This is a genomic window from Alistipes sp. An54, assembly GCF_002159375.1.
Classification (GTDB): domain Bacteria; phylum Bacteroidota; class Bacteroidia; order Bacteroidales; family Rikenellaceae; genus Alistipes; species Alistipes megaguti.
In genome coordinates, this window is sequence record NZ_NFIA01000011.1 from 1 (window position 1) to 23,063 (window position 23,063).

The 23,063-nt window shown below is 61.6% G+C and carries 17 protein-coding genes; 6 read left to right on the forward strand and 11 right to left on the reverse strand.

Features of this window, described 5'->3' with window-relative positions; translation table 11 throughout:
* Positions 1-138 precede the first annotated feature (138 nt).
* Positions 139-345 carry a hypothetical protein gene (locus B5G09_RS10420; RefSeq protein WP_087405110.1) on the forward strand — a complete coding sequence of 69 codons (207 nt, stop codon included), beginning with the start codon at positions 139-141 and terminating at the stop codon, positions 343-345.
* A 12-nt stretch (positions 346-357) separates the two neighbouring features.
* Here the strand turns inward: B5G09_RS10420 and B5G09_RS10425 are convergent, their stop codons facing one another.
* Genes B5G09_RS10425 through dapF form a run of 3 tightly spaced genes read right to left on the reverse strand, consistent with a single transcriptional unit; the run spans position 358 to position 2,208 of the window.
* Positions 358-1,161 (reverse strand): alpha/beta hydrolase, encoded by an 804-nt coding sequence (locus B5G09_RS10425; protein ID WP_087405111.1) that lies wholly within the window; start codon positions 1,159-1,161, stop codon positions 358-360.
* Between the two features lie 12 nt (positions 1,162-1,173).
* Positions 1,174-1,374, reverse strand: coding sequence for a hypothetical protein (locus tag B5G09_RS10430; protein ID WP_087405112.1), 201 nt, complete (start codon positions 1,372-1,374; stop codon positions 1,174-1,176).
* Positions 1,375-1,401: 27 nt separating this feature from the next.
* The gene (gene dapF / locus B5G09_RS10435; RefSeq protein ID WP_087405113.1) at positions 1,402-2,208 is read right to left on the reverse strand and encodes a diaminopimelate epimerase; all 807 of its coding nucleotides are present in this window, start codon (positions 2,206-2,208) and stop codon (positions 1,402-1,404) included.
* 188 nt (positions 2,209-2,396) lie between these two features.
* Between dapF and B5G09_RS10440 the strand changes: the two genes are divergently transcribed.
* Complete coding sequence (locus tag B5G09_RS10440; RefSeq protein ID WP_087309823.1) at positions 2,397-3,146, forward strand: nitroreductase family protein; 750 nt, start codon at positions 2,397-2,399, stop codon at positions 3,144-3,146.
* A gap of 16 nt (positions 3,147-3,162) precedes the next feature.
* A complete protein-coding gene (locus B5G09_RS10445; RefSeq protein WP_087405160.1) occupies positions 3,163-5,541 on the forward strand; it encodes a BamA/TamA family outer membrane protein in 2,379 nt (792 codons plus the stop codon).
* A gap of 433 nt (positions 5,542-5,974) precedes the next feature.
* Here the strand turns inward: B5G09_RS10445 and B5G09_RS10450 are convergent, their stop codons facing one another.
* The 8 genes from B5G09_RS10450 to B5G09_RS10485 form a co-directional block, all read right to left on the reverse strand.
* Entirely contained in the window at positions 5,975-8,284 is a 2,310-nt protein-coding gene (locus B5G09_RS10450) for a BamA/TamA family outer membrane protein (RefSeq protein WP_087405114.1), read from the reverse strand.
* Entirely contained in the window at positions 8,265-13,172 is a 4,908-nt protein-coding gene (locus B5G09_RS10455; protein WP_241147634.1) for a translocation/assembly module TamB domain-containing protein, read from the reverse strand. Before B5G09_RS10455 ends, B5G09_RS10450 begins: the two co-directional genes overlap by 20 nt.
* Before the next feature lie 251 nt (positions 13,173-13,423).
* A complete protein-coding gene (locus B5G09_RS10460; RefSeq protein WP_087405115.1) occupies positions 13,424-14,335 on the reverse strand; it encodes a helix-turn-helix domain-containing protein in 912 nt (303 codons plus the stop codon).
* 197 nt (positions 14,336-14,532) lie between these two features.
* Complete coding sequence (locus B5G09_RS10465; RefSeq protein ID WP_087405116.1) at positions 14,533-15,063, reverse strand: OmpH family outer membrane protein; 531 nt, start codon at positions 15,061-15,063, stop codon at positions 14,533-14,535.
* A 27-nt stretch (positions 15,064-15,090) separates the two neighbouring features.
* Positions 15,091-15,600, reverse strand: a complete 510-nt coding sequence (locus B5G09_RS10470) for an OmpH family outer membrane protein (RefSeq protein ID WP_087405117.1) — start codon at positions 15,598-15,600, stop codon at positions 15,091-15,093.
* Positions 15,601-15,690: 90 nt separating this feature from the next.
* Complete coding sequence (bamA, locus tag B5G09_RS10475; protein ID WP_087405118.1) at positions 15,691-18,249, reverse strand: outer membrane protein assembly factor BamA; 2,559 nt, start codon at positions 18,247-18,249, stop codon at positions 15,691-15,693.
* Positions 18,250-18,287: 38 nt separating this feature from the next.
* Positions 18,288-19,007 (reverse strand): polyprenyl diphosphate synthase, encoded by a 720-nt coding sequence (gene uppS / locus B5G09_RS10480; protein ID WP_087405119.1) that lies wholly within the window; start codon positions 19,005-19,007, stop codon positions 18,288-18,290.
* Between the two features lie 69 nt (positions 19,008-19,076).
* Complete coding sequence (locus B5G09_RS10485) at positions 19,077-19,955, reverse strand: NAD(+)/NADH kinase (protein WP_087405120.1); 879 nt, start codon at positions 19,953-19,955, stop codon at positions 19,077-19,079.
* 119 nt (positions 19,956-20,074) lie between these two features.
* Between B5G09_RS10485 and B5G09_RS10490 the strand changes: the two genes are divergently transcribed.
* Genes B5G09_RS10490 through B5G09_RS10500 form a run of 3 tightly spaced genes read left to right on the forward strand, consistent with a single transcriptional unit; the run spans position 20,075 to position 22,885 of the window.
* A complete protein-coding gene (locus tag B5G09_RS10490; protein ID WP_087405121.1) occupies positions 20,075-20,800 on the forward strand; it encodes a pyridoxine 5'-phosphate synthase in 726 nt (241 codons plus the stop codon).
* On the forward strand, positions 20,797-21,444 hold the full coding sequence (locus B5G09_RS10495) for a GDSL-type esterase/lipase family protein (protein WP_087309841.1): 648 nt from the start codon (positions 20,797-20,799) through the stop codon (positions 21,442-21,444). The genes B5G09_RS10490 and B5G09_RS10495 overlap by 4 nt, the downstream gene beginning before the upstream one ends.
* Positions 21,434-22,885 (forward strand): HD domain-containing protein, encoded by a 1,452-nt coding sequence (locus B5G09_RS10500; protein WP_239403229.1) that lies wholly within the window; start codon positions 21,434-21,436, stop codon positions 22,883-22,885. The genes B5G09_RS10495 and B5G09_RS10500 overlap by 11 nt, the downstream gene beginning before the upstream one ends.
* Positions 22,886-23,063 lie beyond the last annotated feature (178 nt).

Here is a 23,063-nt window from a genome sequence, read left to right on the forward strand (position 1 = left end):
ATTCCGAACAGAGAAGTTAAGCTCACTTACGCCGATGGTACTGCGGTTATCCCGTGGGAGAGTAGGTAGCCGCCTCTTCAAGGTCAGATCGTAAGGTCTGACCTTTTTTTGCCCTGCAATGAACCCCTCCCGGCGCGGATGATCGACGACATGACCCGCTGGACGGTGGTGGAGACGGTGTGTACGCAATGGCATGAAGCCATGGCGTCGTGGGAGGCGGACGGTGTGTGCGGGCTGTTTTGTATGGCCGCGAATGCGGAGAAAGCGTGGGGCGGCCGGTCATTTATGGCGTACGGCAAAAGAAAAGACGGGAAAGATGTCTTCCCCGTCTTGAAAAGAGAGTGAGGTGTTGTCGGATTATTTTTCGGTTTTAACAAAGTCAAGCAGGGCCTGGGCCGTCGCTTCGGGCTCCTCGAGAAAGCCCATGTGCCCCGCGTGTTCGAGCCAGACGACCCGGGCTTCGGGGTGGTCGGCAACCATCTTCTCGGCGACCTCCAGGGGAATGTAGTTATCCTTGCGACCGAGGATAAAAAGGACCGGTACTTTCGTTTGCCGCAGCATTTCGTTCTGATCCTTGCGGTTTATCATGCCGTTGAGCAGTGCCACGATACCGTCGTCCTCGGTGATGAAGACCTGCTCGGTCAGATCCTCGATGTAGTCCTTCATCCGGTCGCGGTTCTCCTCGGCAAAGCCTGCCGCCGGTGCCACACGGGCCAGCAGCTCCTTGCGTCCGGCGCGGACAAGTGCTATCTCACGACGCCGGTTTTCGGCCTTCTCCGGGCTGTCGGGATTCGGGGTGGAACTCAGCAGCACCAGGCCGTCAAGCATCTCCGGGTGACGTTCGCAGAAGGCCAGCGCCACATAGCCGCCCATCGAGTGCCCGACAAGGGTGCAGCGCGGGATTCCCAGCGCCTTCAGGGCATCGGCCACCGTATCGGCCAGAAACTCCATCGAATGCTTCTCGCCCTGTACGACCGAGATGCCGTGTCCCGGCAGGTCGAGTGTCACGACCCGCACCTCCTTGTACAGATAAGGTACGAAGTCCTCCCAGACCAGCATCGATTCCAGGTATCCGTGCAGCAGGACTATGCATCGGTCCCCCTTTTGGGAGTCGCAGATGTGCAGGGCCGTGGACCCCGCCATGATGAATTTTTCGATCATCGGTTCAGTGGGTTATTCCTCTTCTTCGTCATCGAGATAGTCGAGGGCGGATTCACGTCTGGCATAGGATCGGTAATCCTCCTCGTCATCCTCCTCTTCGTACTGGCTGTAGAGCGTGTGACGTTCCTTGCCGCTCTTGCGGAGCGGTTCGAGGCGTTTGGCCTTGCGAAGTTCATCCGTGTCGTGTTCACGGATTCCCTTTTGTGTTTTCATGGGATGGAAAATGGGAATGGTTGGAATTTAGAAATTTTCGCTTTCGAACGTGCCGCCGAAGACCCGGCGTGCAGGCCCTGTCAGACGGATGTCCGTATAGGTTTGCGTGTGTGCTTCGTGGGTGAAACGGACCGAGAGTTCACCGCCGCGGACCGTGATACGGTAGCGGTGCGTGTCGTGTTGCAGGGCAAAGTTGGTGATGATGGCGGCTGCCGTGACTCCGGTTCCGCAGGCGAGCGTTTCGTCCTCGACGCCGCGTTCGTAGGTGCGGACGCTGAGGGTGCCCGTACCTGTAACCTGGACGAAATTGACGTTCGTACCCTGCGGGAATCGGGCCGAATCGTAGCGGATGGCGCGCCCGCGGGAAACGACATCGACCGCCTTGAGATCGTCGACGAACTCCACGTAGTGGGGAACCCCCGTATTGAGAAACCACCAGTTGTCACCCGCGCGGATCTCGCGCACGGCAATCATGCCGAGTTCGATTTCGCCAGAGAAGCCCTTGGTGCGGTGGATCCGGGCGGTGTGCAGCCCGTCGGCGGCATCGAAGAACTTGGTTTCGCCGCCGATGCCGAGATGCTCGGCGAAGAGGGTGAAACAGCGGGCTCCGTTGCCGCACATCTCGCCCTCGGAACCGTCGGCGTTGTAGTAGCGCATCGAGCAGTCGATTTCGGCATTGCGCGCAAGGGTCATCAGACCGTCGGCTCCGATTCCGAAATGGCGGTCGCACAGTCGTGCGATCAACGCCGGATCGGGGGTGAAGAGCCCTTCGCGGTTGTCGATCAGGATGAAGTCGTTTCCGGCCCCTTCGTATTTGGCAAATTCAGTCAGCACCTCATCGGTTGTTTTGGAGCAGCATCTTCGGCCGCAGGTATTTCCGGCCCCTTACGGACGAAGGTTTCTCTCTGGCAAAAATAGTAAAACTTCTAAAAGTTTTGCTACTTTTGTGAAAAAATCGGCCCCGAATTGATGCAAGGTGAGGCCGATTGGTGTGGAAAGAAGAATTTTAATCCGTCGACTCTATGAAAAGTGTGCTGTTCAAGCATCGTTCCATCCGAAAATTCCGGCCGACACCCATCCCTGCGGAGGTGTTGCGCGACTGTCTCGAAGCGGCTACCCGCGCCTCGACGTGCGGCAACATGCAGCTCTATTCGCTGGTTGTCTCCCGTGATCAGGCGCTGCGTGAGCAGTTGGCTCCGTGTCATTTCAACCAGCCGATGGTGACTCAGGCCCCGTGTCTGGTGACGGTTTGCGCCGATATCCACCGTTTCACCCTGTGGTGCGAACAGCGCGATGCCGATCCGGCCTACGACAATTTCGCCTGGTTCCTGAACGCCTCGACCGATGCCCTGCTGGCTGCGCAGAACTTCTGCATCGAGGCCGAGAGCCACGGTCTGGGAATCTGCATCCTCGGTACGACGATCTATACCGCGGGCGACATCTCGCGGATTCTCGAACTCCCGAAGGGGGTGATCCCCCTGACGACGATCGTCGTGGGCTATCCCGACGAATCGCCCGAACTGACCGACCGTCTGCCGCTGGAGGCCGTGGTCCACTACGAGAAGTATACCGACTACACGGCGGCCGAGATCGACGAACTGTGGGCCGAGCGCGAGGAGTCGGAGCAGACCAAACGCCTCCTGGAGGAGAACGGTCTGCCGAATCTGGCCCGTATCTTCACCGAACGGCGTTACGTGCGGCGGGACAATCTGGCCATCTCGGAGAGCTATTTCGCCCTGTTGTGCGAGAAGGGTTTCTTCAACAACCACTGATCATCGCACGTTGCAGGTGGGTCGGTTGTGCCGTATACTGGTTGTTGCGGTGCTGGGCTTCGTCGGCTCGGCCTGCAGCGTCACGCGGCATATTCCCGAGGGAAGCTACTTCCTGCAGAAGGTGCGCATCGAGGCCGACCGCTCGACCCCCCGCAAGGAGCGGATCCCCGCCTCGGAGCTGGAGAAATACATCCGCCAGACGCCGAACAAGCGTTTCCTGGGAACCAACTTCTACGTCTGGCTCTATGAACAGGCCGATCCGGCGAAGGGGAACCGCTGGAACGAGTGGAAACGCAAGATCGGCCAGGCTCCCGAACTGCTGGACGCAGGTCTGGTGAAGAAGAGCACCGAAAACCTGAAGGTTTATATGGATTCGAAGGGCTTCTTCCATTCGCAGGCCTCGTTCCGCATCGATACCACCTCGCGCCACAAGCGCGCCACGGTGATCTACTCCACGCATCAGGGGGCTCCCTACCGCATCGATTCGGTCTCGTATCTCTTCCACGACAAGTTCCTCGAACAGATCGTGCTGCCCGACACGGTGCATACGCTGCTGCGGCCGGGGGCGATCTACGACGTCACGGTGCTCGACGCCGAGCGCGAACGGATCACGGCCTATCTCCGCGACCGGGGTTACTACAACTTCTCGGTCAACAACATACTCTATCTGGCCGATACGCTGGGCGGGGACCGCAAGGTCGATCTGCAGGTGGTGATCAAGCAGTATCTGGCGGGTTACGATGCCCGGGGCAAGGCCATCATGGACAACAACCTGGTCTACCGTCTGGGCAAGATCAACATCTTCCCGGATTACGATCCGACGGAGATCCGCAACGATACGACGCTCCTTTCGCGTCTCGATACGCTCGATTACCGCGGTCTGAACATCATCTACGAGAAGCGTCCGAGTCTGCGCCCGCGAGTGCTGCGGCAAACCGTACCCCTCTACCCGAACTACGTCTACAATTCGTCGCGCGTCAACCGGGCCTATGCCGATCTGATGTCGCTGGGCTACTTCAAGAGCACGCGCATCGCCTTCGAGGAGCAGCCGCTGGCGGCCGATTCGAGCAACTACGTCTCCTTCATCGGTTCGTCGGCCGATTCGACGCAGATGCTCTACACGCGTGAGGGGTATCTGACGTGCAATATCCTCTGTACACCGACGCTGCGTCAGAGTGTCAAGGTCGACGTGGAGGGGAGCACCACGTCGAGCTTCTACGGGCTGAAGGCCACGGTGGGCTACCAGAACCGCAACATCTTCCGCGGGGCGGAGTCGTTCGATGTGTCGTTTGCCGCGGGCTACGAGTTCATGAAGGCCCCCGATGCCCGGAAAAAACGGGCCACGGAGTTCGGGATCACAGCGGGTTTGACCTTCCCGCGCTTCCTGGCACCGTGGCACATGCGCCGTTTCCGCAATGCCAACCAGCCGCGGACGAAGATCGAGGTGGCGGTGAATTTTCAGGACCGCCCCTACTATGCACGCACGCTGTCGAGTGCGGGCCTGACCTACTCGTGGACCAACAACCGCTATTCGAGTTTCTCGCTGCGCCCCGTCGACATCAACGTGATCGACATGACGCGCCCGGTGGATCCCGAATTCCTGGGTAGCACGCAGAACAAATACCTGATCAACAGTTTCCAGACGCAGTTCATCGGCGGCCTGTCGTTCAGCTACAGCTACAACAACCAGCGGAAGAATTTCGGCGGCAACGCCACGACCATCCGTTTCAATGCCGAGACGGCGGGCAATCTGATCGACGCCGTCGAACATGCCTTCTTCGCGCCGGCGGCCGGCAGGGATTACTATACGATCTTCGGAATCCAGTATTCGCAATATTTCCGTACGGACCTGAGCGTCAGCCGCAAAATCATGTTGGGCGATGTGACGGCGCTGGTCGGCCATCTTTACGGCGGTGTGGCCATGGCCTACGGCAATTCGCAGTCGGTGCCCTTCGACCGGCAGTTCTATTGCGGCGGCAGCAACGGCATGCGCGGCTGGACGCCTCGTACGCTCGGACAGGGCTCGGTGCCCGATCCGCACAACGACTACCCCGTGCAGACGGGTGACGTGAAGCTCGAGGCCAACGTCGAACTGCGTTTCCCGATCTGGGGCATGATCCACGGTGCCACCTTCTTCGATCTGGGCAACATTTGGTACATCCGCCAGAATCCGGCCGAATACTCCGACGAGGCGGTCTTCCATTTCGACCGGTTCTACCGGCAGTTGGGATTCAATACGGGATTGGGCCTGCGCTTCGACATCAAGTTTGCGGTGCTGCGTCTGGACTGGGGTATTCAGCTCCACAACCCGAACAATCCGGCCGGTGAGCGGTGGATTCACAACTTCAAGTGGAAGAATACGGCGCTGAACTTCGGCGTCGGCTATCCGTTCTGACCTGCCGTTTCCGTCTTTCCGGCTCCTTCTCGGCCCCGGCTCCTTTCCGGCCCGGCTCCCTGCTCCGATATTTGGCTACGATACCTCCGACTTGGCATTTTACCCGACATCGCAGTCGGAACACCCTGCCTGCTGGCACGTACTTCGCCTGACTTCCCGTTCCGGCCGTCCCGGCCGCCACACATCTCGCCTGACTTCCCGTTCCGGCCGTCCCGGCCGCCACACATCTCGCCTGACTTCCCGTTCCGGATCCGTCTCGGCAGGCACACATCTCGCCTGACTCCCCGGCCGATCTCCCAACCAGACGTTCTCTGTCCGGTTTTTTTTCCCCCCCCCTCCTCCTCCGACAATCTTCTTCGTCGGAGGGCACCCTGCTCCATGTCCCGGGCGTTTTCCCGATCTGTTTGCGGTATCTCCTCCCGGCGCGGCCCCGTCAGAAGGGGTAGCCGATGGCCAGGTGGAATCCCAATCCGTCCTTGAAATTGGAGATGTTGTAGTAGCCCCGCTTGTCGGGGTTCGGATAGGGGGTGTGGAGCCCGATGCCGAGGTCGGCGCGGATGACCAGATAGCTGATGTCGTAGCGCAGACCGAATCCCGTACCGAGCGCAATGTCGTTGAAGAAGGTGCTTCCCTGCAGGGCGGCTCCCGGACGGTTGGGGTCCGCCTTCAGCAGCCAGACGTTCCCCGCATCGAGGAAGAGGGCGCCGTTGAGACGTCCCATGATCCCGAAACGCAGCTCGACGTTGGCTTCGAGTTTGAAGTCGCCCGTCTGGTCGAGGTAACCGTCGCTGTCGTCGACGGGCGGGCGGTAGCTGCCCGGACCGATCGAGCGCACGGTGAAGGCGCGGATGCTGTTGGCTCCGCCGATGTAGAACTGTTCGCTGTAGGGCATTACCTCGGAGTTGCCGTAGGCGTAGCCCACGCCGACGAGCAGACGCGTTGCCAGCCAGTTGTTGCGCTGTCCGAGGCGGCGGTAGAACTTCACCTCGCTGACCGCCTTGACGAACTGCGAAAACTGATTGTCGAAGAGTCGCTGGGGATGGTGTTCACCCGCGGCCCCGAGTATGGCCGAGAGCAGGTTTCCCGCTTCGGTGAGGCTGTTCTGCCAGTAGAGGCGCCGGTCGCCCGTCTGCCCGTAGCTGCGGTCGAAGGTGTAGGTGTAGCCGATCGAGGGGACGAACTGGTTGCGGAAACTCATGGCGATCGAGGGGTTCTCGGCCATCGTCTGGTCGAAGCTCGCCGTGGTATGGAGCAGGCGGTTGTAGGTCAGGCGGAAGAGCGTCAGATCGTGGTGGCTGTAGGGCGAACTCTGGAAACGGTAGCCGGCCGATCCGCTGAAGGCCACCAGATGGAAGAACTGCGGACGGTTCATCAGATCGGCCCCCAGCTGGAAGGTGGTCGTACCACCCGGACGCAGCCGCCGCACCCAGCGTGCAGGCAGCAGCAGCCGCGGCAGGTGAAGCGACGTATTGAGCCCCAGTTCGTAGGAGTTGAGCCGCGAGCTGCGGCCTCCGGAGTTCTTGTTGCCGGTCTGCCACTCGTAGGAGCCGTTGAGTTTGACGTCGAGACGCTCGCCGCCGCGGAAGAGGTTGTTGTGGCTCAGTGTCAGGGTGAGCCCCGGTCCGAGGAAGCTGTTCGACTTGGAGGTGACGTCGGTTTCGAGCGCCACCTCGAGCGGGGAGTCCATCTGGGCGATGATCTCCACGTCGAGCGAATCCCCGCCGCGCAGCGAATCGAGCGGTGTGACCGCAAGGTTCACCGAGCGGAAGGTGCCCAGTTTGTTGAGTTCGGTCTGGGTCTGGTTCTGGGCCTCGACCGTGAAGAGCTCACCGGGACGAAGCCTCAGCAGGCGGTTCAGCACCCGGGGGCGGACCTTCATCGGCTGTTGAGCGATCACCGTGGCGCGGCGGATCCGCAGCGTGTCGAAGGGCCCCGGACGCCGATTGTGCAGCCGCACGGTGACATCCCCCACGCGGTAGGGGCGCAGCACGGCCTGCGGGAGGTTGGGCGTGAGGGCGAGCCGCAGGGCAACGCTTCGCGGGTGGAGCGTCGTATCGGCCAGGTACTCCAGGTAGTCGGGACGGAAATAGTAGTAGCCGTTGGCGCGCAGCGTCGAGGCGATGCGTTGCCGTTCGGCGGTGAGCGTGTCGAGGTTGTACTGCACTCCGGGGCGAAGCGGCGAGGTGTGCTGCAGACTGTCGATCAGGGGCTGCATCGTACTGTCGGCCTTCGGATAGGCGATCTCCCCGTAGTGCCACGGCGGAGCGATGCGGAGCGTATAGTCGACCTTGGCCTTGCGTCCCCGCTTGCGGTAGCGCAGCGAGTCGGAGGCCTGCGAGCCGAAGTATCCGAAGTTCTCGAGAGCCTGTAGGGCCACCTCGGTGCGCAGTCCGGGCTGGACCTTCGAGATCAGAACGGGCTCCTTGGCCAGCCGCCGGTAGAACCAGTATTTGAATCCCTTTTCGCGCGGTGTGTAGCAGTAGTTCCAGGCCCAGAGTCCGATCGGGAAGGGGGTGCGCACCCAGGGGGCGTAGAGCGGGTTGTTCGGGGCCACGGAGAGGGGTTCGCGGGCGGCATCTTCGGCCGCCGACGTGAGGACGACCCCCGAATCGGGCAGGATCCGCAGGTGTTTGACCCCCGTGTAGAGGACTTCGCCCTCGGGGATGCGGCGCGTGGTGGAGCAGCCGGCCAGCAGGAGCAGTCCCGCCAGGGCGGCGAGCGTACTATTGAGGATCGTCTTCATGGTTCTCGGGTTTTGGCGTGCGGGGTTTCGACGAGCGGAAGAGGTCGCCCAGGCGCGAGAGGCGCTTGCGGATGACGAAGCCGACGCCGGTTTCGGTGATCTCACCCTCGAGGATACTCTCGTAGCCCGTATGGCGGAAGAGCTTGATATACATGTTGTCGCGTTTGTCGAGCATGTATTCGATCGAGATATCGTCGATGAGGTTTTCGCGGAGATTCTGCGAGGGGTCGCTGTCGGTGCTGAACTTGCCGCCGATGACCGCCCGGATGCGGTTGCTGAAGAGATTCTTCGACAGCCGGTAGGAGTAGTCCGTGTGCTGACCGTTGGGGTCGTCCTGGCCGTAGGAGTCGATGCCGAACGAAAGGTCGACTCCCTTCAGGTTGTTCTGCGCCCACTGGTTGAGCTCCTTCTGGATGAAGGTGTTGAGCGGATTCTCCGAGCTGACGCGGGCCGAGGTCCCCGGACCGGTGTAGGTGTTGTAGATCAGCAGGTTCATCGCCTGGTTGGCGCGCTGTTCGGCCGTCAGCGAGTTGAGCTGGTTCTGCATCGTGAGGTCCTCCGGAGCCGAGAGGTCGAAGCTGATGGCCAGATTGGTGAGCGTGTTGCGGATATTGATCGAGATGTTGAAGTTCACCGCGCGGGAGTTCTCGCCGTCCGACGAGACGTTGGCGCGGACGCTCTCCACGGCCGTGATGTTGAACGACGGGTCGGCCACGTCGCCCAGCCACTCGACATAGCCGTCCGGCTGGATGCGGAAGACCTTCTGTGCGATGACCGGCGGATTGTACTGCACGGTGCCGCCCGTGAGCAGGTAGCGGCCCGAGAGGCGCATGTCGCCCAGCGGGTTCATCGTGAAGGAGAGCTCCCCGCCGCCGCGCAGGTCGATGCGGTTGCTGCCGTCGGTCGAGAGGTCGACGGCGGCCTTGACGTCGTTGTTGATGTCGATGTTCAGGGCGACGTCCATGCCGCCGATTCGCACGGGCGGCAGCTCCTCGAAGGCTTCGCGGTTGTCGATCCGGGCGAACGAGACGAAACGGACCACGTCCTGCGACTGCTCTTTGACCTCGAGCGGCGAACTCTGCATGACGTAGTTGATGTCCGTGCCGCCGAGCAGCGCGACACGACCCCGTACGGCCAGCGCGTCGATCGGCCCTCGGATCGAGGTGTTCAGGTCGAGATAGGCCTGGCCGTAGACCTCCGTACGCTCCCGGCGGGGAACATTTACGAACTGGAAATCCGAGGCCTGCAGCCGCAGGTCGGCCGTCATGCGCTGCAGGTCGGAGAGGTCGATCTGGCCGTCGATGGTCAGCGGCTGGCGGTTGGGGGCGAGGATGGCGTAGCGGTCGAAGCGCAGGCGGCTCTCGTCGAAGCGGATCGTATCCTCCGAGAGGCGAAACGAGGTGCCGATCATCGGCACGCGGAGCTCCGTGCCGGCAAAGTGCAGGCGTCCGTTGAGCTGCGGAGCGTTGATTGCGCCTTCGGCCTGCAGGCGGCCCGAGAGCGAGCCCGTCAGGCGGAGTATCTCCGCGGGCAGGAAGGCGTCGAAGCGCTGCAGCGGGAGTTCCCGCAGGGCGATCCGCGCATCGAGCGGCGAGGGGGCCGCGGCATCGTAGGAGGCCGTGGCGGCAAGCACCTCGGCCGTGTCGATGGCCAGACGCACATCGGCACGCTGTTCACGACCCTGTCCGTAGCGGGCCCGGAGGGCCAGGTCCCCGAACGGCTGCCGGTCGTAGGCGAGTTCGCCGACCGTAATGTCGCCTCCCAGCGCCAGCGTATCGCGCCCCAGCGTCAGCGAGAGATCGGCTCCCAACTGTCCGTCGACGGGCGGTGCCGAAGGAAGCAGTTCGAGCATCGAGCCGATGCCCAGTCCGGCCATTACGAGGCGAATGCCTGCCGTGCGCTCCGAGGCGGGGATCGAGTGGAGGGCGAAGCGCTGTGAGCCGCGCGTCAGATCGAGATCGGCCTCCAGCTGCCGGTCGTAGCGGTAGACGAGGTAGTTGCCGGGATTGACGCTCCAGGGTTCGAATCCGAACTGCGGGTCGGGTTCGAGACTCAGCCGTATGAGCGAGTCGTTCCACGTGAGGTTGAGCCCCGACCGCAACCCTTCGCGACCGCTGCGGTCCCGTTGGTAGAGGTGCATCGTGGCGGTATTGCCGACCAGATCGCCGCGGAGTCCGGCGGCGGCCACGTGGTCGAGATTCCCCGGAGCGTTGGCCATCCGCAGGGCGTAGCGCATCCGTTGTCCCTGCTGGCGCAGCGACATGCCGATGGTGTCGATGCGCAGGTTGCCGGTCGTGAGTCCCTCGACGTGCATGCCGAGAGCCAGCGGCAGTGAGTCGCAGTTTGCTCCGCGCATTTCGAGCCGGCGGAAGGCCATGCGGCGCGTGCGCAGGTAGTTGTTCAGGATGTTGTTCTGTCCGGCCGTGAGCCGCAGCAGAAAGTCGGGCAGCACGGGTTTCAGCGAGTCCATGTCGAGTCGTTGGGCGCGGACCTGCCGCTCCAGTTCCTCCGTGCTGTGGGGCAGCAGGGCCAGGAAGTGTTCAAGCGATTCGGGGGTGCGGAACTCCAGTTCGAGGTCGCCCGACCGGGCAGCCGCCCGGGTTCGGACGGAGTCGGTCGCCAATTCGAACGACGTCGGGCGGATCGTCTCCGTCTGCGAACCGTTGCGCACCCGGATGCTGTCCAGTGCCACGCGGGCGGCATAACTGCCCGTCGGGGTGGCCGACGCCTCGGCCTCCAGGTCGAAGAGTCCGCCGATCGGTTCGCTGACAAGGCCCAGTGCCGCCAGATCGAACCATCCGACATGTCCCGTAAGCCGGGCCTGCTGCTGCTCGCGGGTCAGCCGTCCCTCGAGTCCGAGCGACAGGAGCAGCGCCGAGTCGCGATCCTCAATGCGTCCTTGCAGCTGCTGGTCGGCCAGTTCGGCCGTAATCCCCACGCCGCCGAAGTCGCGGCTGCGGTATTCGGCCTGTGCGACCTCCAGCTGCAGCCGGCTCCACGTCGCCGGATTGTATGGGTCGAAGCCCTTGCCCCGGGCGTCGAGTGCAAGTCCCAGCCGTCCGAGCGAGTCTGTCGGAAGGAAGCTCCCCATCGGGAAGCTGTCGGCGCGGATCGTCGCTTCGTAACGTTCGCGGCGGGCATCGAAACGTCCGTCGATACGGATGCGCCCCTCCTCCGTACGGTGCTGTCCGGCGCGCAGGAGCGAACTCAGCACGTAGTTCTGGCTGTCGATCCGCGCCGTAGCATCGATCCCGATTTGCCGGGGCAGTGCCAGGCGTCGACGCAGTGCCGTGTCGGGCACCGTTTCGAGCAGGAAGGCTCCGTTGCGCAACCGACCCCGGATGCGTGCCGAGGCCGTCAGATGCCGGGGATCGAGCGGATAGCGGGCCCGGCCGTCGACGGTCAGCCACAGATGGTCGGGCGAGGTGATCTGCAGGTCGATCCGGCGAAGATCCTCCAGCGTTCCGTCGGCCGTGAGTTCCATGCCGATCTGCCGGTTGCGCAGCGCGGCGGGCAGCAGCGCGGGGACGAGTCGGGCCATATCGTTCGTCGCCAGGTCGGCCCCGAGCGAAGCCGTCAGCGGGGTCTGCGGCTCCATTTGCAGAAGACCGCCTCCGGCCTCCATGTTGGCCGTAAGGCGTGAGGCTGCCGTCGCGAGCGAGAAGTCCGTCAGGCGGATTGCCGTCGAGTCCATCGAAAAGCGCCCCCGGGTCTGCTCGACCTCCAGTCCGCACCGCTCCCGGAAGGCCAACTGCCGGATCCGCAGCGCCAGATCGCTCCCCCGGCTGTAGAGCGAGTCGATGGCGATATGGACTCCCGAGAGTTCGATCCATGCCGGATCCAGCCCCTCGGTCGGCTGGTGTCCCGCCGTGCCGTATGTCAGTTGATTGTCGTTCAGCTCTATGCCGCCGACCCGTATGGTCCAGGGCGCCGATGCCGGTTCGCCCGCCGGAAGGTCACCCTCGGCCGGAGTCTCCTTTGCGGCCGGGGTCTCCTTTGCGGCCGGAGTCACCTTTGCGGCCGGAGCTTTACCCGCCCGCTTGCCGCCGTTGGCTATTGTAATCGGAGGGGTGCTGTTGTTATCCGAGGTGCTGCGGCCGTCCGGGTTGTCGCTGTTATTCGGGTTGCCTCCGTCGATTGTTGCGGAGCCCTCTCCGGTCGGCGTTCCGGCCGGAGAGGACGCTGTCAGCCAGGCGTAGCTCCCACGGTCGAGTTCGATGCGCGTCACCTCGACCTGCCGGCTCCCCAGCCCGACGCGGCAGCTATCCACACCCCCTTCGGCCAGTCGGACGGTCAACTCCGAGCCGTCGCTCTCCAGGGCAAATCCGGTTTGGCGGATCGAGAGCCGATCCACCGCGATCTCCCACCCGAGAGGAGCCGTCGTGTCGGGCTTCTCGACCTGGTCGCCGGAGCCCGTTCGGAGCCGTATTGAGGCGCTGTCCAGCGCAATCCGTCGGATCGAGGCCCGCTCCTCGCGCAGGGCCGCCCGGGCTTGTTCCACCCCGAAGCGTGCGGCCGCGATCCGCATGTCGAATCCCGTCGCGGTGTCGTGGTAACGGGCCTTCAGCCGTTCGATCGTCAGATCGCGCAGCACGGCCTGACGGCGGATCAGCGGCCAGGGATCCACATCCAGCGTCAGCCGGCCGCAGTCGACCAGCGTGTCACCCCGGTCGATGAGCCGCACTTCGCCCACCGCAAGCCGCAACGGAAAGCCAAGTCGCAGACTCCCCACCGAGAGTTCCATGCCAAGTGCCTTCGAGAGCGGTTTCACGGCTTTGCGCCGTGCGAAATCCTGCACCCACGGTACATAGAGCAGTCCAATGACGACGAACAGCGTCGCCACCACGGCCAACAGACTCCATCCCGTATATTTGAGGAACTTTCTCACGATCAGCCTACGCCGGCGGAATTTTACTGCAAGGTACAAAAAGCGGGCGATTAATCCATCGCCCGCCCGTGAAAAAAACGGCTCTAAAGTGGTCTGTCAGATCCGCCCCGGTATCACATCCGGCCTTTTGCGGTTGATCCTTCCCGGCCTTTTGCGGTTGGCCCTTCCTGATCTCTTCCCGGCCTCTCCGGATCCGACCCTTGCCGGCCCTTCATCTCGCACTCTCTTGGGGGCGGCTCCTTTCCGCCGCCCTATTGCTTGGCCTTGTACTGCGAGGGGGACATGCCGGTATTGCGCTTGAAGTAGCTTCCGAAGAACGACTGGTTCGGGAAGTTCAGGTAGTAGGCTATCTCCTGCACGCTCATCGTCGAATACTTGAGCAGCGTCTTGGCTTCGAGGATGACGAAGTTGTCGATCCATTCCGAACCCGACCGGCCGCTGATGCGCTTGATCAGGGTGGTAAGGTATTTCGGCGTGATGCACATCTGTCGGGCGTAGAATCCTACGCTGCGCTCCTGTTTGTAGTGTTGGCTCAACAGTTGCATGAACTGTCTGAAATATTCGTTGGCGCGATTGTGCGAGGAATTCTCCAGCTCGGGATGCTCGGCAAGGTAGCGTTGCAGAATCTCTCCGATCTTGTAGATTGTTCCGGCAATCAGACCGCCGATGATCTCGGCCGAGAATTCGCTCTCCGGACCCTTCGTCTCCTGTTCGATCAGCGTGATGAAGTTACGCAGCGCCTGACACTCTTCGTGCGAGATTTTCAGGCAGGGATAGCACGAAAACTGCAGCAACAACGGCAGCAGATGCTTCGTGTCGATGTTGATCCGCTTCATGAAGTCGCACGAGACGGCTATTACATGGGCCTTCATCCCTCCGACCGACTGCGCCTGCAAAATGCTGTTCGGTGCAAAGATGAACATCGTGTCCTTCCTGATCGTAAACTCCTGGAGATTGACCAGGCCCGAGGACTCGCCTTCGGTCCCCACGCCGATGATGAAGGCGTTGATGCGGCACGGAAACCGGAAAGCCCCCATGTGTGAATCCGTACTGGCGGCGATGCATTCACCCATCAGTCCCGGACGGTTCTCTCCGCCGGTCATGGTGATCAGCTCCTGAAGGGTAAAGTGGGAGATCGAAGCTTCCGAGATCTCTTTATTCATGATGTCGCTATGGTTTGAGGTTTTGTATACGTTCCTAACGTAAAAAGAGGCGGATTCGTCTATTGGGATGACATATTGAACACTCCACAGGATGTTTCGGAGAGAATTCGGGCGTGCTTGGCGAGGTATCCGACAAAAAACAAGCGCCGGTCCGCAACGGATCGGCGCTATGGTATCTGTTCGGGGTTGATTCCCGACTATTTGGCCGCGGGAGTCTCGGTGATGCCGAGTTCCTTCCTCACGTCGGCCGAGATATCCGTCAGTGTCGCCTCGTCGAAGTAGGCCAGCGAGCCCGTCGAGGTGTCGAAAACTACCAGATAACCGCCTGCGGCCGAGATCTTGTCGATGGCGTTTTTGGCCTTCTCGATGATCGGGGCCAACAGTTCGTTCTGCTTCTTCTGATACTCCTGCTGAGCGCGGCCCTGGAACTCCTGGATGCGGCCCTGCAGATCCTGCAGCTCCTTCTCCTTCATCTCCTTGGCCATATCCGTCAGCGTGTTGTAGTTCTTCTGGTAATCCTGATATTTGGTGTTGAACTCAACCTGCATCGTTTCGATGTTGTCCTGAATCTCCTTGCCGTAAGCCTCCATGTTGGTCTGCATGGTTTTGGTCTCGGGCATGGCCATGATGATCTCCTGGGTGTTGATGCGGCCGAATTTCTGTGCGAAGAGCGACGTGGAGCCCATCAGCAGAGCAACCGCAAGGGTTAATTTGATAGCTTTTTTCATAAAATTGATGCGTTAATGTTTTGATGTCTATTTTTGTTTCAGAAGGTCGATGACCTGCCGGGTGCGCTCCACCGTGGGGTTGTTGTAGAGCAGCGTGGGGTTGTTCGACGAATCGAGCACCAGATCGGCGCCGACCTCCTTGGCGTAGGCCTCGATCCGGGCGAAGACCTCCTTCTGGATCGGGGTGATCATCTTGATGCGGGTTTTCATCAGCGTACCCTCTTTGCCGAAGAGGCTCTCCTGATACTGCTGAGCCTTCTTCTCCTTCGCAAGGATCTCGTTTTCACGGGCCTGGCGCGAGGCCGACGAGAGCGATGCCTTCTGGTACTGGTAGTTGTTGTAGAGGGTCTCCACCTCGGCGAACTTGGCATCCACCTGACCCTGATACTGTTTGGCCAGCGAGTCGAGCTGTTCGATGGCCGTGTTGTAGGCATCGACCGACTTGAAGATCTTTTCGCTGTTGACGATTATGTAATTCTGTGCGGAGACGATTCCCGCCGTGAGTATGGCCGCAGCCATGAGAATCAGCCGTTTCATAATTTGAAATTTTAAGTTGTCAATTCCGGAAATCCGGGGTTGTTGTCGTAAATATAACTCTTTTCTTTCAAATTTATTGCCAGCCAAGGCTTAGAATTGCTGACCGAGCACAAAGTGGAACTGGCTTCCGCTCTTGGTGGTCGAGTTGGCGGGGGGATCGAAACCGTAACCCCAGTCGATGCCGAGCATGCCGACCACCGGCAGATAGAGCCGCACGCCGAAACCGGCCGACCGCTTGATCTTGAAGGGCGAGAACTCCTTCCACGAGTCGAAGGCATTACCGCCCTCGAGGAAGCCCAGTACGTAGATCTGCGACGAAGGCTTCAGAATGATCGGGTAACGCAGCTCGGCGGTGTACTTGTTGTATCCGCGCGAGTAGTAGTTCGTCGGGTCGAGGGCGCCGTCCTCGTAACCGCGCATGGCGATGATGTCGATACCGTAGATGTTGTATCCCGACATGCCGTCGCCGCCGACCTCGTAACGCTGGAAGGGCGAGACCTTGTTCTTGTTGTAGCTGCCCAGGTAACCCATCTCGGCCTTGAGCATCAGCACCAGGTTCGAGTTGTTGAGGAATCCTTGGAACCACTGCGCCTTGAACTGCCACTTGTGGAATTCGACCCATCCGTAGCGGTCCTGGTCACTCATCGACTGGTCGGAGTAGTCCTTTCCGTCCCAGAGCGAGTAGGGGAGCGTGGCCTGCACCGAGGCGCTGAATTCCGAACCGCGGCGCGGGTAGATCGGCTGATCGACCGAGTTGCGGCCGAAGACGAGCTTGAGCGACAGCAGGTTCGAGTTTCCGTTCTCGACGACGAACCCGGTCCAGTTCTTCAGGTTATAGCGTTCGTAGCTGGCCTCGGCGTAGAAGGTGAAGTAGGGGTCGGGCCAGTTCAGACGCTTGCCCAGACCGGCCGCAACACCGTACGTGCGGAAGTGCTGCGTGGCGGTCTGCCAGATGTAGTAGGCGTTGTTCTGCTCGGAGATATGGGCCGAGAAGGTGAACGAGTTGGGCTTCTTGCCGCCCAGCCACGGATCGGTGAAGCTCAGCGCGAAGGCCTTGTAGTAGGTACCGTTGGTCTGGGCCGAGAGCGAGAGGCGCTGGTTCTGACCCATCGGGTAGGGACGCCAGGCGCCCTTCTTGAAGAAGTTCTTCACCGAGAGGTTGTTGAGCGTGATGCCGACCGAACCCACGAAGGTGCCCGAGCCCCAGCCGCCGGCGATGTTGAACTGGTCGGAGGCCTGCTCCTCGAGCGGCCAGTTGATGTCGACCAGTTCGTTGGTGACGGGTTTGATGTCGGGCATGATGGTCTCGGGGTTGAAGTGGCCCATCGAGCCCAGCGTACGGATGGTCTGCATCAGCAGCGAGCGGTTGTACAGCTCGCCCGGACGCGTGTACAGTTCGCGGCGGATCACCTCGTCGTCGACGCGCTGGTTGCCCGAGATGCCGACGTTGTTGATCGTGAACTGCTTGCCCTCGAAGACCTTCACCTCGATGTCGATCGAGTCGGCGCCGATGATCGTCTCGGCGGGTTCGATCTGCGACATGAGGTAGCCCTCGTTCTGGTAGAGCGACGAGACGGACATCTCCTCCGGGTTGGACTCCTTGCCGATACCCAGACGTTTCTGCATCGTCTTCTTGTCGTACGTGTCGCCCGTCTTGACGCCGAACATGCGCTGCAGGGCGTCGGTTTCGTAGACCGAGTTGCCGACCCACGAGACGTTGCGGATGTAGTATTTGTTGCCCTCCGAGACCTCGAGGTCGATGCCCAGCCGCTTTTCGTTGATCGGGTAGATCGAGTCGCGGATGATCGTGGCGTTGCGGTAACCCTTCGAGTTGTAGAAGTCGATCAGAAGCTCCTTGTCGGCCGCATAGTCCGATTCGTTGAGTTTGGCTCCCTTGAAGATGTTGATCGATTTCTGGTGGGTCTTCTTGAAGGTGCGGCGCAGCCGCTTGTCGGGGAACTGCGTGTTGCCGATAAAGTCGATGCGGCCGATCTTGACCTTCTCCTTGCGGTCGATCAGGAAGGTGACGTTCACGGCCTGGCCCGGACGCAGCGTGTCGTTGTCGATGCGCACGTCGACCTCGGTATTGCGGAAGCCCTTTTCAGCCCAGTAGTCGTGGATGAGCTTCTTGTTCTTGTCGATGACATAGTCGGAGAGTTCGCTGCCGCGCTTGAGCTTGAGTTTCTCGAGCAGATCCTTCTGCTTGCCCTTGGAGATTCCCTCGAAGGCCCAGTTGTAGACGCGGGGACGCTCCTTGAGGAAGACCTCCAGGTCGAGGCTGTCGCCCTCGATTTCGGCGCCGATCTTCACGTCGGAGAAGAAGCGCTGGCTCCAGAAACGCGTGATGGCGTTGGAGATGAAGTTGCTGGGCAGGTAGATCGAATCGCCCTCGATCAGTCCGGCCGAGGATTTCAGCACGTCGGGGTTGAGGTATTTGACACCGTGGACGTTGATCTTGCGGATGTAGTAGAGTTTGGGGTCGCCCGAACTCTTGAACATGGGAGCGTTCTCGGAGAAGGTCACTTCGCGGAGTTGCGTGGAGTCCTGCGGAGCCGGCTCCTGAGGTTTCTGTTCCTGGGCGGACATATTCGCGCAGCAAAGCGTCATGAAGAGGGCTGCTGCTGTGAATATCTTACCTGAATAGTTCATCTGTCGTCTTTTGTCTATTGTCGACTAACTTTTTTCGATCATTTGTCTTTCACCAGACCGAAGCGGCGGTCGCGGCGGGCATACTCCTCCAGGGCGCGGTCGAAATCCCGTTCGGTGAAGTCGGGCCACAGCACCTCGGGGAACCACAGTTCGGCGTAGGAGGCCTGCCAGAGCAGGAAATTGCTCAGACGCTGTTCGCCGCTGGTGCGGACGATCAGGTCGGGATCGGGCCATGGGGCGGTGTCGAGCGACTCGCTGAGGGTCTGTTCGGTGATGGCCTCGGGGGCGAACTCTCCGGCGGCCACGCGGCGGGCGATCTGTTGCACGGCACGGGTGATTTCGCTGCGCGAGGAGTAGTTCAGTGCCAGAATCAGGGTGAGGACCTTTCCGTCGGCGGTCTGCTTCTCGATGCTCTCCAGCGCCGAGCGGACCTTTTCGGAGAAGCGGCTGCGGTCGCCGATCATGCAGACGCGCACGCCCTGGCGGATGAGTTCCGGCGCCTCGTTGCCCACGCACTGGCAGAAGAGCTCCATCAGGGCATCGACTTCGGCGGCGGGGCGTCCCCAGTTTTCGGTCGAGAAGGCGTAGAGCGTCAGATAGCGGACGCCGTTGCGCACGGCGGCGCGCAGCGAGGCACGGACGGGTTCGATACCGGCGGCATGACCTTCGCTGCGGTCCTTGCCGCGCAGTTCGGCCCACCGGCCGTTGCCGTCCATGATGATGGCGACGTGTTGCGGTATGCGTTTCTGCTCGCTCATATAGGGGACAAATATAGGGAAAAATCTGTTAACTGCTGGAAAAAATCGATAAATGATTATCGGATCGGCTCAACTGCGGATGTCGATTCCCCACATCATCTTATCCCGTAACGTGTCGTAAAAGGATATATTGTGCGGTACGGCGAGAAAAATCGTCTGTTCGGCGCGGCGGATGGTGAACGTGGCTCCGTGCGAAACGGGGTAGTTGCGGTTGTCGAGCGTGACGAAGGCATCCGAGCGGCGGGCGTCGACGCGCAGCGTGATGACGGCCGTGTCGGGGATCACCACGGGGCGCATCGTGAGGTTGTGCGGCGCCAGGGGCGAGAGGGTCAGGCAGTGGCACGTGGGGGCCACGACGGGACCTCCGGCACTGAGCGAATAGGCCGTCGAACCGGTCGGGGTGGCGACGATCAGTCCGTCGCCGTGGTAGGTGGCGACCATCTGCCCGTCGACGAAGGTCTCCACGGCGATCATGCCGGCGCCGTGGCGCTGGACCGTAAATTCGTTCAGGGCCAGCTGCGTGTCGGGCTGGCGCGAGAAGTCCCCCTCGATGTGGAGCTGCGAGCGGGGTTCGGTCTGCAGCCGTCCCTCGGCAATGTTTTTGAACAGGTGGTCGAAGCCGGCCTTGGGGGCGCTGGTGAGGAATCCGAGGTGGCCGGCGTTGATGCCCATGACGGGGATCGGGGCGCCGCACAGCCGGTGCACCCCTTCGAGCAGCGTGCCGTCGCCGCCGTAGCAGACCATCACCGTACCGTCGGGCTGCCGGCCCACGTGCCGGCGGTAGATCTTTTCGGGAGGTACGGCCTCGCCGAGCGCCTCCTCGATCAGCGGTGCAAACTCCTCGTTGACCGCGAAATCGAATCCGAAACGGTGGATGGATTCGAAGAGCCGGCGGATCTCCCCGGCGGTGTGGGCGACCAGGGGCCGGGAAAAAAGTATGATTTTCATCGGCGGAGTTTCGAAAAAATACGTAACTTTACCACGTCGGAAAAAGCCCTCGTGCAGCCTTCGACAACGGCTTCGGCATTCCGGGCTTCCGGCATATCGAGAGCAAATATACGGATTTTATGACAAAGTTGAGTGTAAACATCAATAAGATTGCCGTCATCCGCAACTCCCGGGGAGGAAATCTTCCGGACGTGATCCTCGCGGCGCGCAACATCGAGCGTTTCGGGGCCGACGGCATCACGGTGCACCCGCGCCCCGACGGACGCCACATCCGCTACGACGACGTGCGGAATCTGAAACGGGTGCTCACCACCGAATTCAACATCGAGGGCAACCCCATTCCGTCGTTCATCGACCTGGTGACGGAGGTCGTTCCGACGCAGGTGACGCTGGTCCCCGACGCCGCCGACGCCATTACCTCGAATGCCGGTTGGGATACGCTTGCCCACCGTGAATTCCTGAGCGAGGTGACGCGCCGCTTCCATCGGCACGGCATCCGCGTCTCGATCTTCGTCGACCCCCTGCCGGCGATGGTGGCCGGGGCCCGGGCATGCGGCGCCGACCGCGTGGAACTCTACACCGAGGGGTATGCCAGCCGGTATGCGCAGCATCCCGAGGCGTCCGTTGCCCCCTACGTGGCGGCGGCCGAGGAGGCGCGGCGGCAGGGGCTGGGGCTCAATGCCGGTCACGACCTCTCGCTGGAGAACCTCCGCTACTACATCTCCCGCATCCCCTGGACCGACGAGGTCTCGATCGGCCATGCGCTGATCTGCGACGCCCTCTACTACGGGCTGGAGAATACCGTGCAGCTCTACCGCCGTGAACTGAAAACCGTACAGGAATGAAACGACTGCTGCTTCTTGCCGCGGCCCTGCTCGTTGCGGGGGCGGCCTTCGCTCAGGGGGAGTATCACTTCCAGCGGCGAAGCCTTTTCGACGTGCTGCCGCTCCACTCGAGCGACATCGTCTTTGTGGGCAATTCGATCACCGACGGCTGCGAGTGGGCCGAACTCTTCCAGAACCGCCACGTCAAGAACCGCGGCATCAGCGGCGACCGTTCGGACTGGCTGCTCGGGCGGCTCGACTCGATTCTGACGGCCCATCCCAAGAAGCTCTTCCTGATGATCGGCACGAACGATCTGGCGGCGGGACGCACGCCCGACGAGATCGTGCGCGACGTCGAGCGGCTGATCGACCGCTTCCAGCGGGAGTCGAAATGGACGAAGATCTACGTACAGAGCATCCTGCCGGTCAACGGCGAGGGATTCACGAAATACCGCAGCCATTATGAACACGCGCATCTGATCGTCCCGACGAACAAGCGTCTCGAGGCTTTGTGCCACCAGAAGGGGGTCACCTATCTCGACGTGTGGGGGGCGCTGGCCGACGACGAGGGGCGGCTCGACCGCCGTTATACGAATGACGGCCTGCACCTGATGGGGGCGGGTTATCTGGTATGGCGCGATGCGATCAGGATCCATGTCAAGTAACCGCGTGCCGCTTTCGAATCCGATATTCCGTCAGATCTCGCGCCTTGCCGACGAACAGGGGGTGCGGGCCTTCGTCGTCGGGGGCTACGTACGCGACTACTACCTGCGGCGTCCGTCGACGGACATCGACGTGGTGGTCGTCGGGAGCGGCATTGCGCTGGCCGAGGCCCTGGGCCGCGAGTTGAGGACCAGGGTGTCCATCTTCAAGACCTTCGGTACGGCCATGGTCCGGGCTCGCGGCATCGAGGTGGAGTTCGTGGGGGCCCGCAAGGAGTCCTATACGCACGATTCGCGCAAACCGGAGGTCTCGCCCGGAACGCTCGAGGATGACCAGCGCCGCCGTGACTTTACGATCAATGCGATGGCCTGGTCGCTCAACGCCGAGACCTTCGGCGAACTGGTCGATCCCTTCGACGGGATGTCCGATCTGGAGGATTGCATCATCCGCACGCCGTGCGATCCGGACGTCACCTTCTCGGACGATCCGCTGCGGATGATGCGCGCCGTGCGCTTCGCTGCGCAGCTGGGCTTCACGATCGAGGAGGAGACCTTCGACGCCATTGCCCGCAATGCCGAACGCATCCGCATCGTTTCGCGCGAGCGGATTGCCGTCGAACTGAACAAGATCGTCGCCTCGCCCGTCCCCTCGATCGGTTTCGAGCTGCTCGAAATGACGGGTCTTCTGAAGCTGATCTTCCCCGAGATGCACAACCTCAAGGGGGTCGAGCGCCGCGGCAAACACGCCCACAAGGACAACTTCATCCATACGCTGAAGGTGCTGGACAACGTGGCGCGGCGTTCGGACGATCTGTGGCTGCGCTGGGCGGCGATTCTGCACGACATCGGCAAGCCGCTGACCAAGGCTTACGACCCACGCGTGGGGTGGACCTTCCACGGCCACGAGGTCGTCGGCTCGAAGATGGTGCCGGCGATCTTCCGCCAGCTGAAGCTCCCGTTGAACGAGCACATGAAGTTCGTCCGGAAGCTGGTTTTCCTCCACCTGCGGCCGATCATCCTCTCGGAGGATCTGGTGACCGATTCGGCCGTGCGGCGGCTGTTGTTCGAGGCGGGCGACGACGTCGAGGCGCTGATGACCCTCTGCGAGGCCGACATCACCTCGGGCATCGACGCCAAGGTGAAACGTTATCTGGCCAACTTCGAGCTGGTGCGCCGCAAGATGAAGGATCTCGAGGAGCGCGACCGGATCCGCAACTTCCAGCCGCCGATTACGGGTGAGATCATCATGCAGACCTACGGCATCGGCCCCTGCCGCGTCATCGGCGAGATCAAGGAGGTGATCAAGAATGCGATCCTCGACGGCGAGATTCCGAACGAATACGGGGCGGCCTACGCACTGATGGAGCGGCTGGCGACGGAACGCGGTCTGGTCAAGGCCGGAGAGCCGGCACAGGCGGATGCTTCCGCCGAGCCCGGGGCCTGACGGAGCGGAATCCCGGAGCGAGAGAGCGAAGACGGGCGAAACCTTTTTGCAGGTTTCGCCCCTCTTTTGGATGAATACATTGCCTCCGACGTTTCCGGATTCTCTGGCTGTCTTCCCGGTTTTTCGGCTTCTCCGGCTTCTCCGGCTCCTCCGACTCCTCTGGCTCCTCCGGCTCCTC

Excerpts from the sequence above, each read along its gene's own strand:
- B5G09_RS10420 (WP_087405110.1), top strand. The coding sequence starts at position 139 with ATGATCGACGACATGACCCGCTGGACGGTGGTGGAGACGGTGTGTACG.
- B5G09_RS10425 (WP_087405111.1), bottom strand. The coding sequence starts at position 1,161 with ATGATCGAAAAATTCATCATGGCGGGGTCCACGGCCCTGCACATCTGC.
- B5G09_RS10430 (WP_087405112.1), bottom strand. The coding sequence starts at position 1,374 with ATGAAAACACAAAAGGGAATCCGTGAACACGACACGGATGAACTTCGC.
- B5G09_RS10440 (WP_087309823.1), top strand. The coding sequence starts at position 2,397 with ATGAAAAGTGTGCTGTTCAAGCATCGTTCCATCCGAAAATTCCGGCCG.
- B5G09_RS10450 (WP_087405114.1), bottom strand. The coding sequence starts at position 8,284 with ATGAAGACGATCCTCAATAGTACGCTCGCCGCCCTGGCGGGACTGCTC.
- B5G09_RS10460 (WP_087405115.1), bottom strand. The coding sequence starts at position 14,335 with ATGAATAAAGAGATCTCGGAAGCTTCGATCTCCCACTTTACCCTTCAG.
- B5G09_RS10465 (WP_087405116.1), bottom strand. The coding sequence starts at position 15,063 with ATGAAAAAAGCTATCAAATTAACCCTTGCGGTTGCTCTGCTGATGGGC.
- B5G09_RS10470 (WP_087405117.1), bottom strand. The coding sequence starts at position 15,600 with ATGAAACGGCTGATTCTCATGGCTGCGGCCATACTCACGGCGGGAATC.
- bamA (WP_087405118.1), bottom strand. The coding sequence starts at position 18,249 with ATGAACTATTCAGGTAAGATATTCACAGCAGCAGCCCTCTTCATGACG.
- uppS (WP_087405119.1), bottom strand. The coding sequence starts at position 19,007 with ATGAGCGAGCAGAAACGCATACCGCAACACGTCGCCATCATCATGGAC.
- B5G09_RS10485 (WP_087405120.1), bottom strand. The coding sequence starts at position 19,955 with ATGAAAATCATACTTTTTTCCCGGCCCCTGGTCGCCCACACCGCCGGG.
- B5G09_RS10490 (WP_087405121.1), top strand. The coding sequence starts at position 20,075 with ATGACAAAGTTGAGTGTAAACATCAATAAGATTGCCGTCATCCGCAAC.
- B5G09_RS10495 (WP_087309841.1), top strand. The coding sequence starts at position 20,797 with ATGAAACGACTGCTGCTTCTTGCCGCGGCCCTGCTCGTTGCGGGGGCG.
- B5G09_RS10500 (WP_239403229.1), top strand. The coding sequence starts at position 21,434 with ATGTCAAGTAACCGCGTGCCGCTTTCGAATCCGATATTCCGTCAGATC.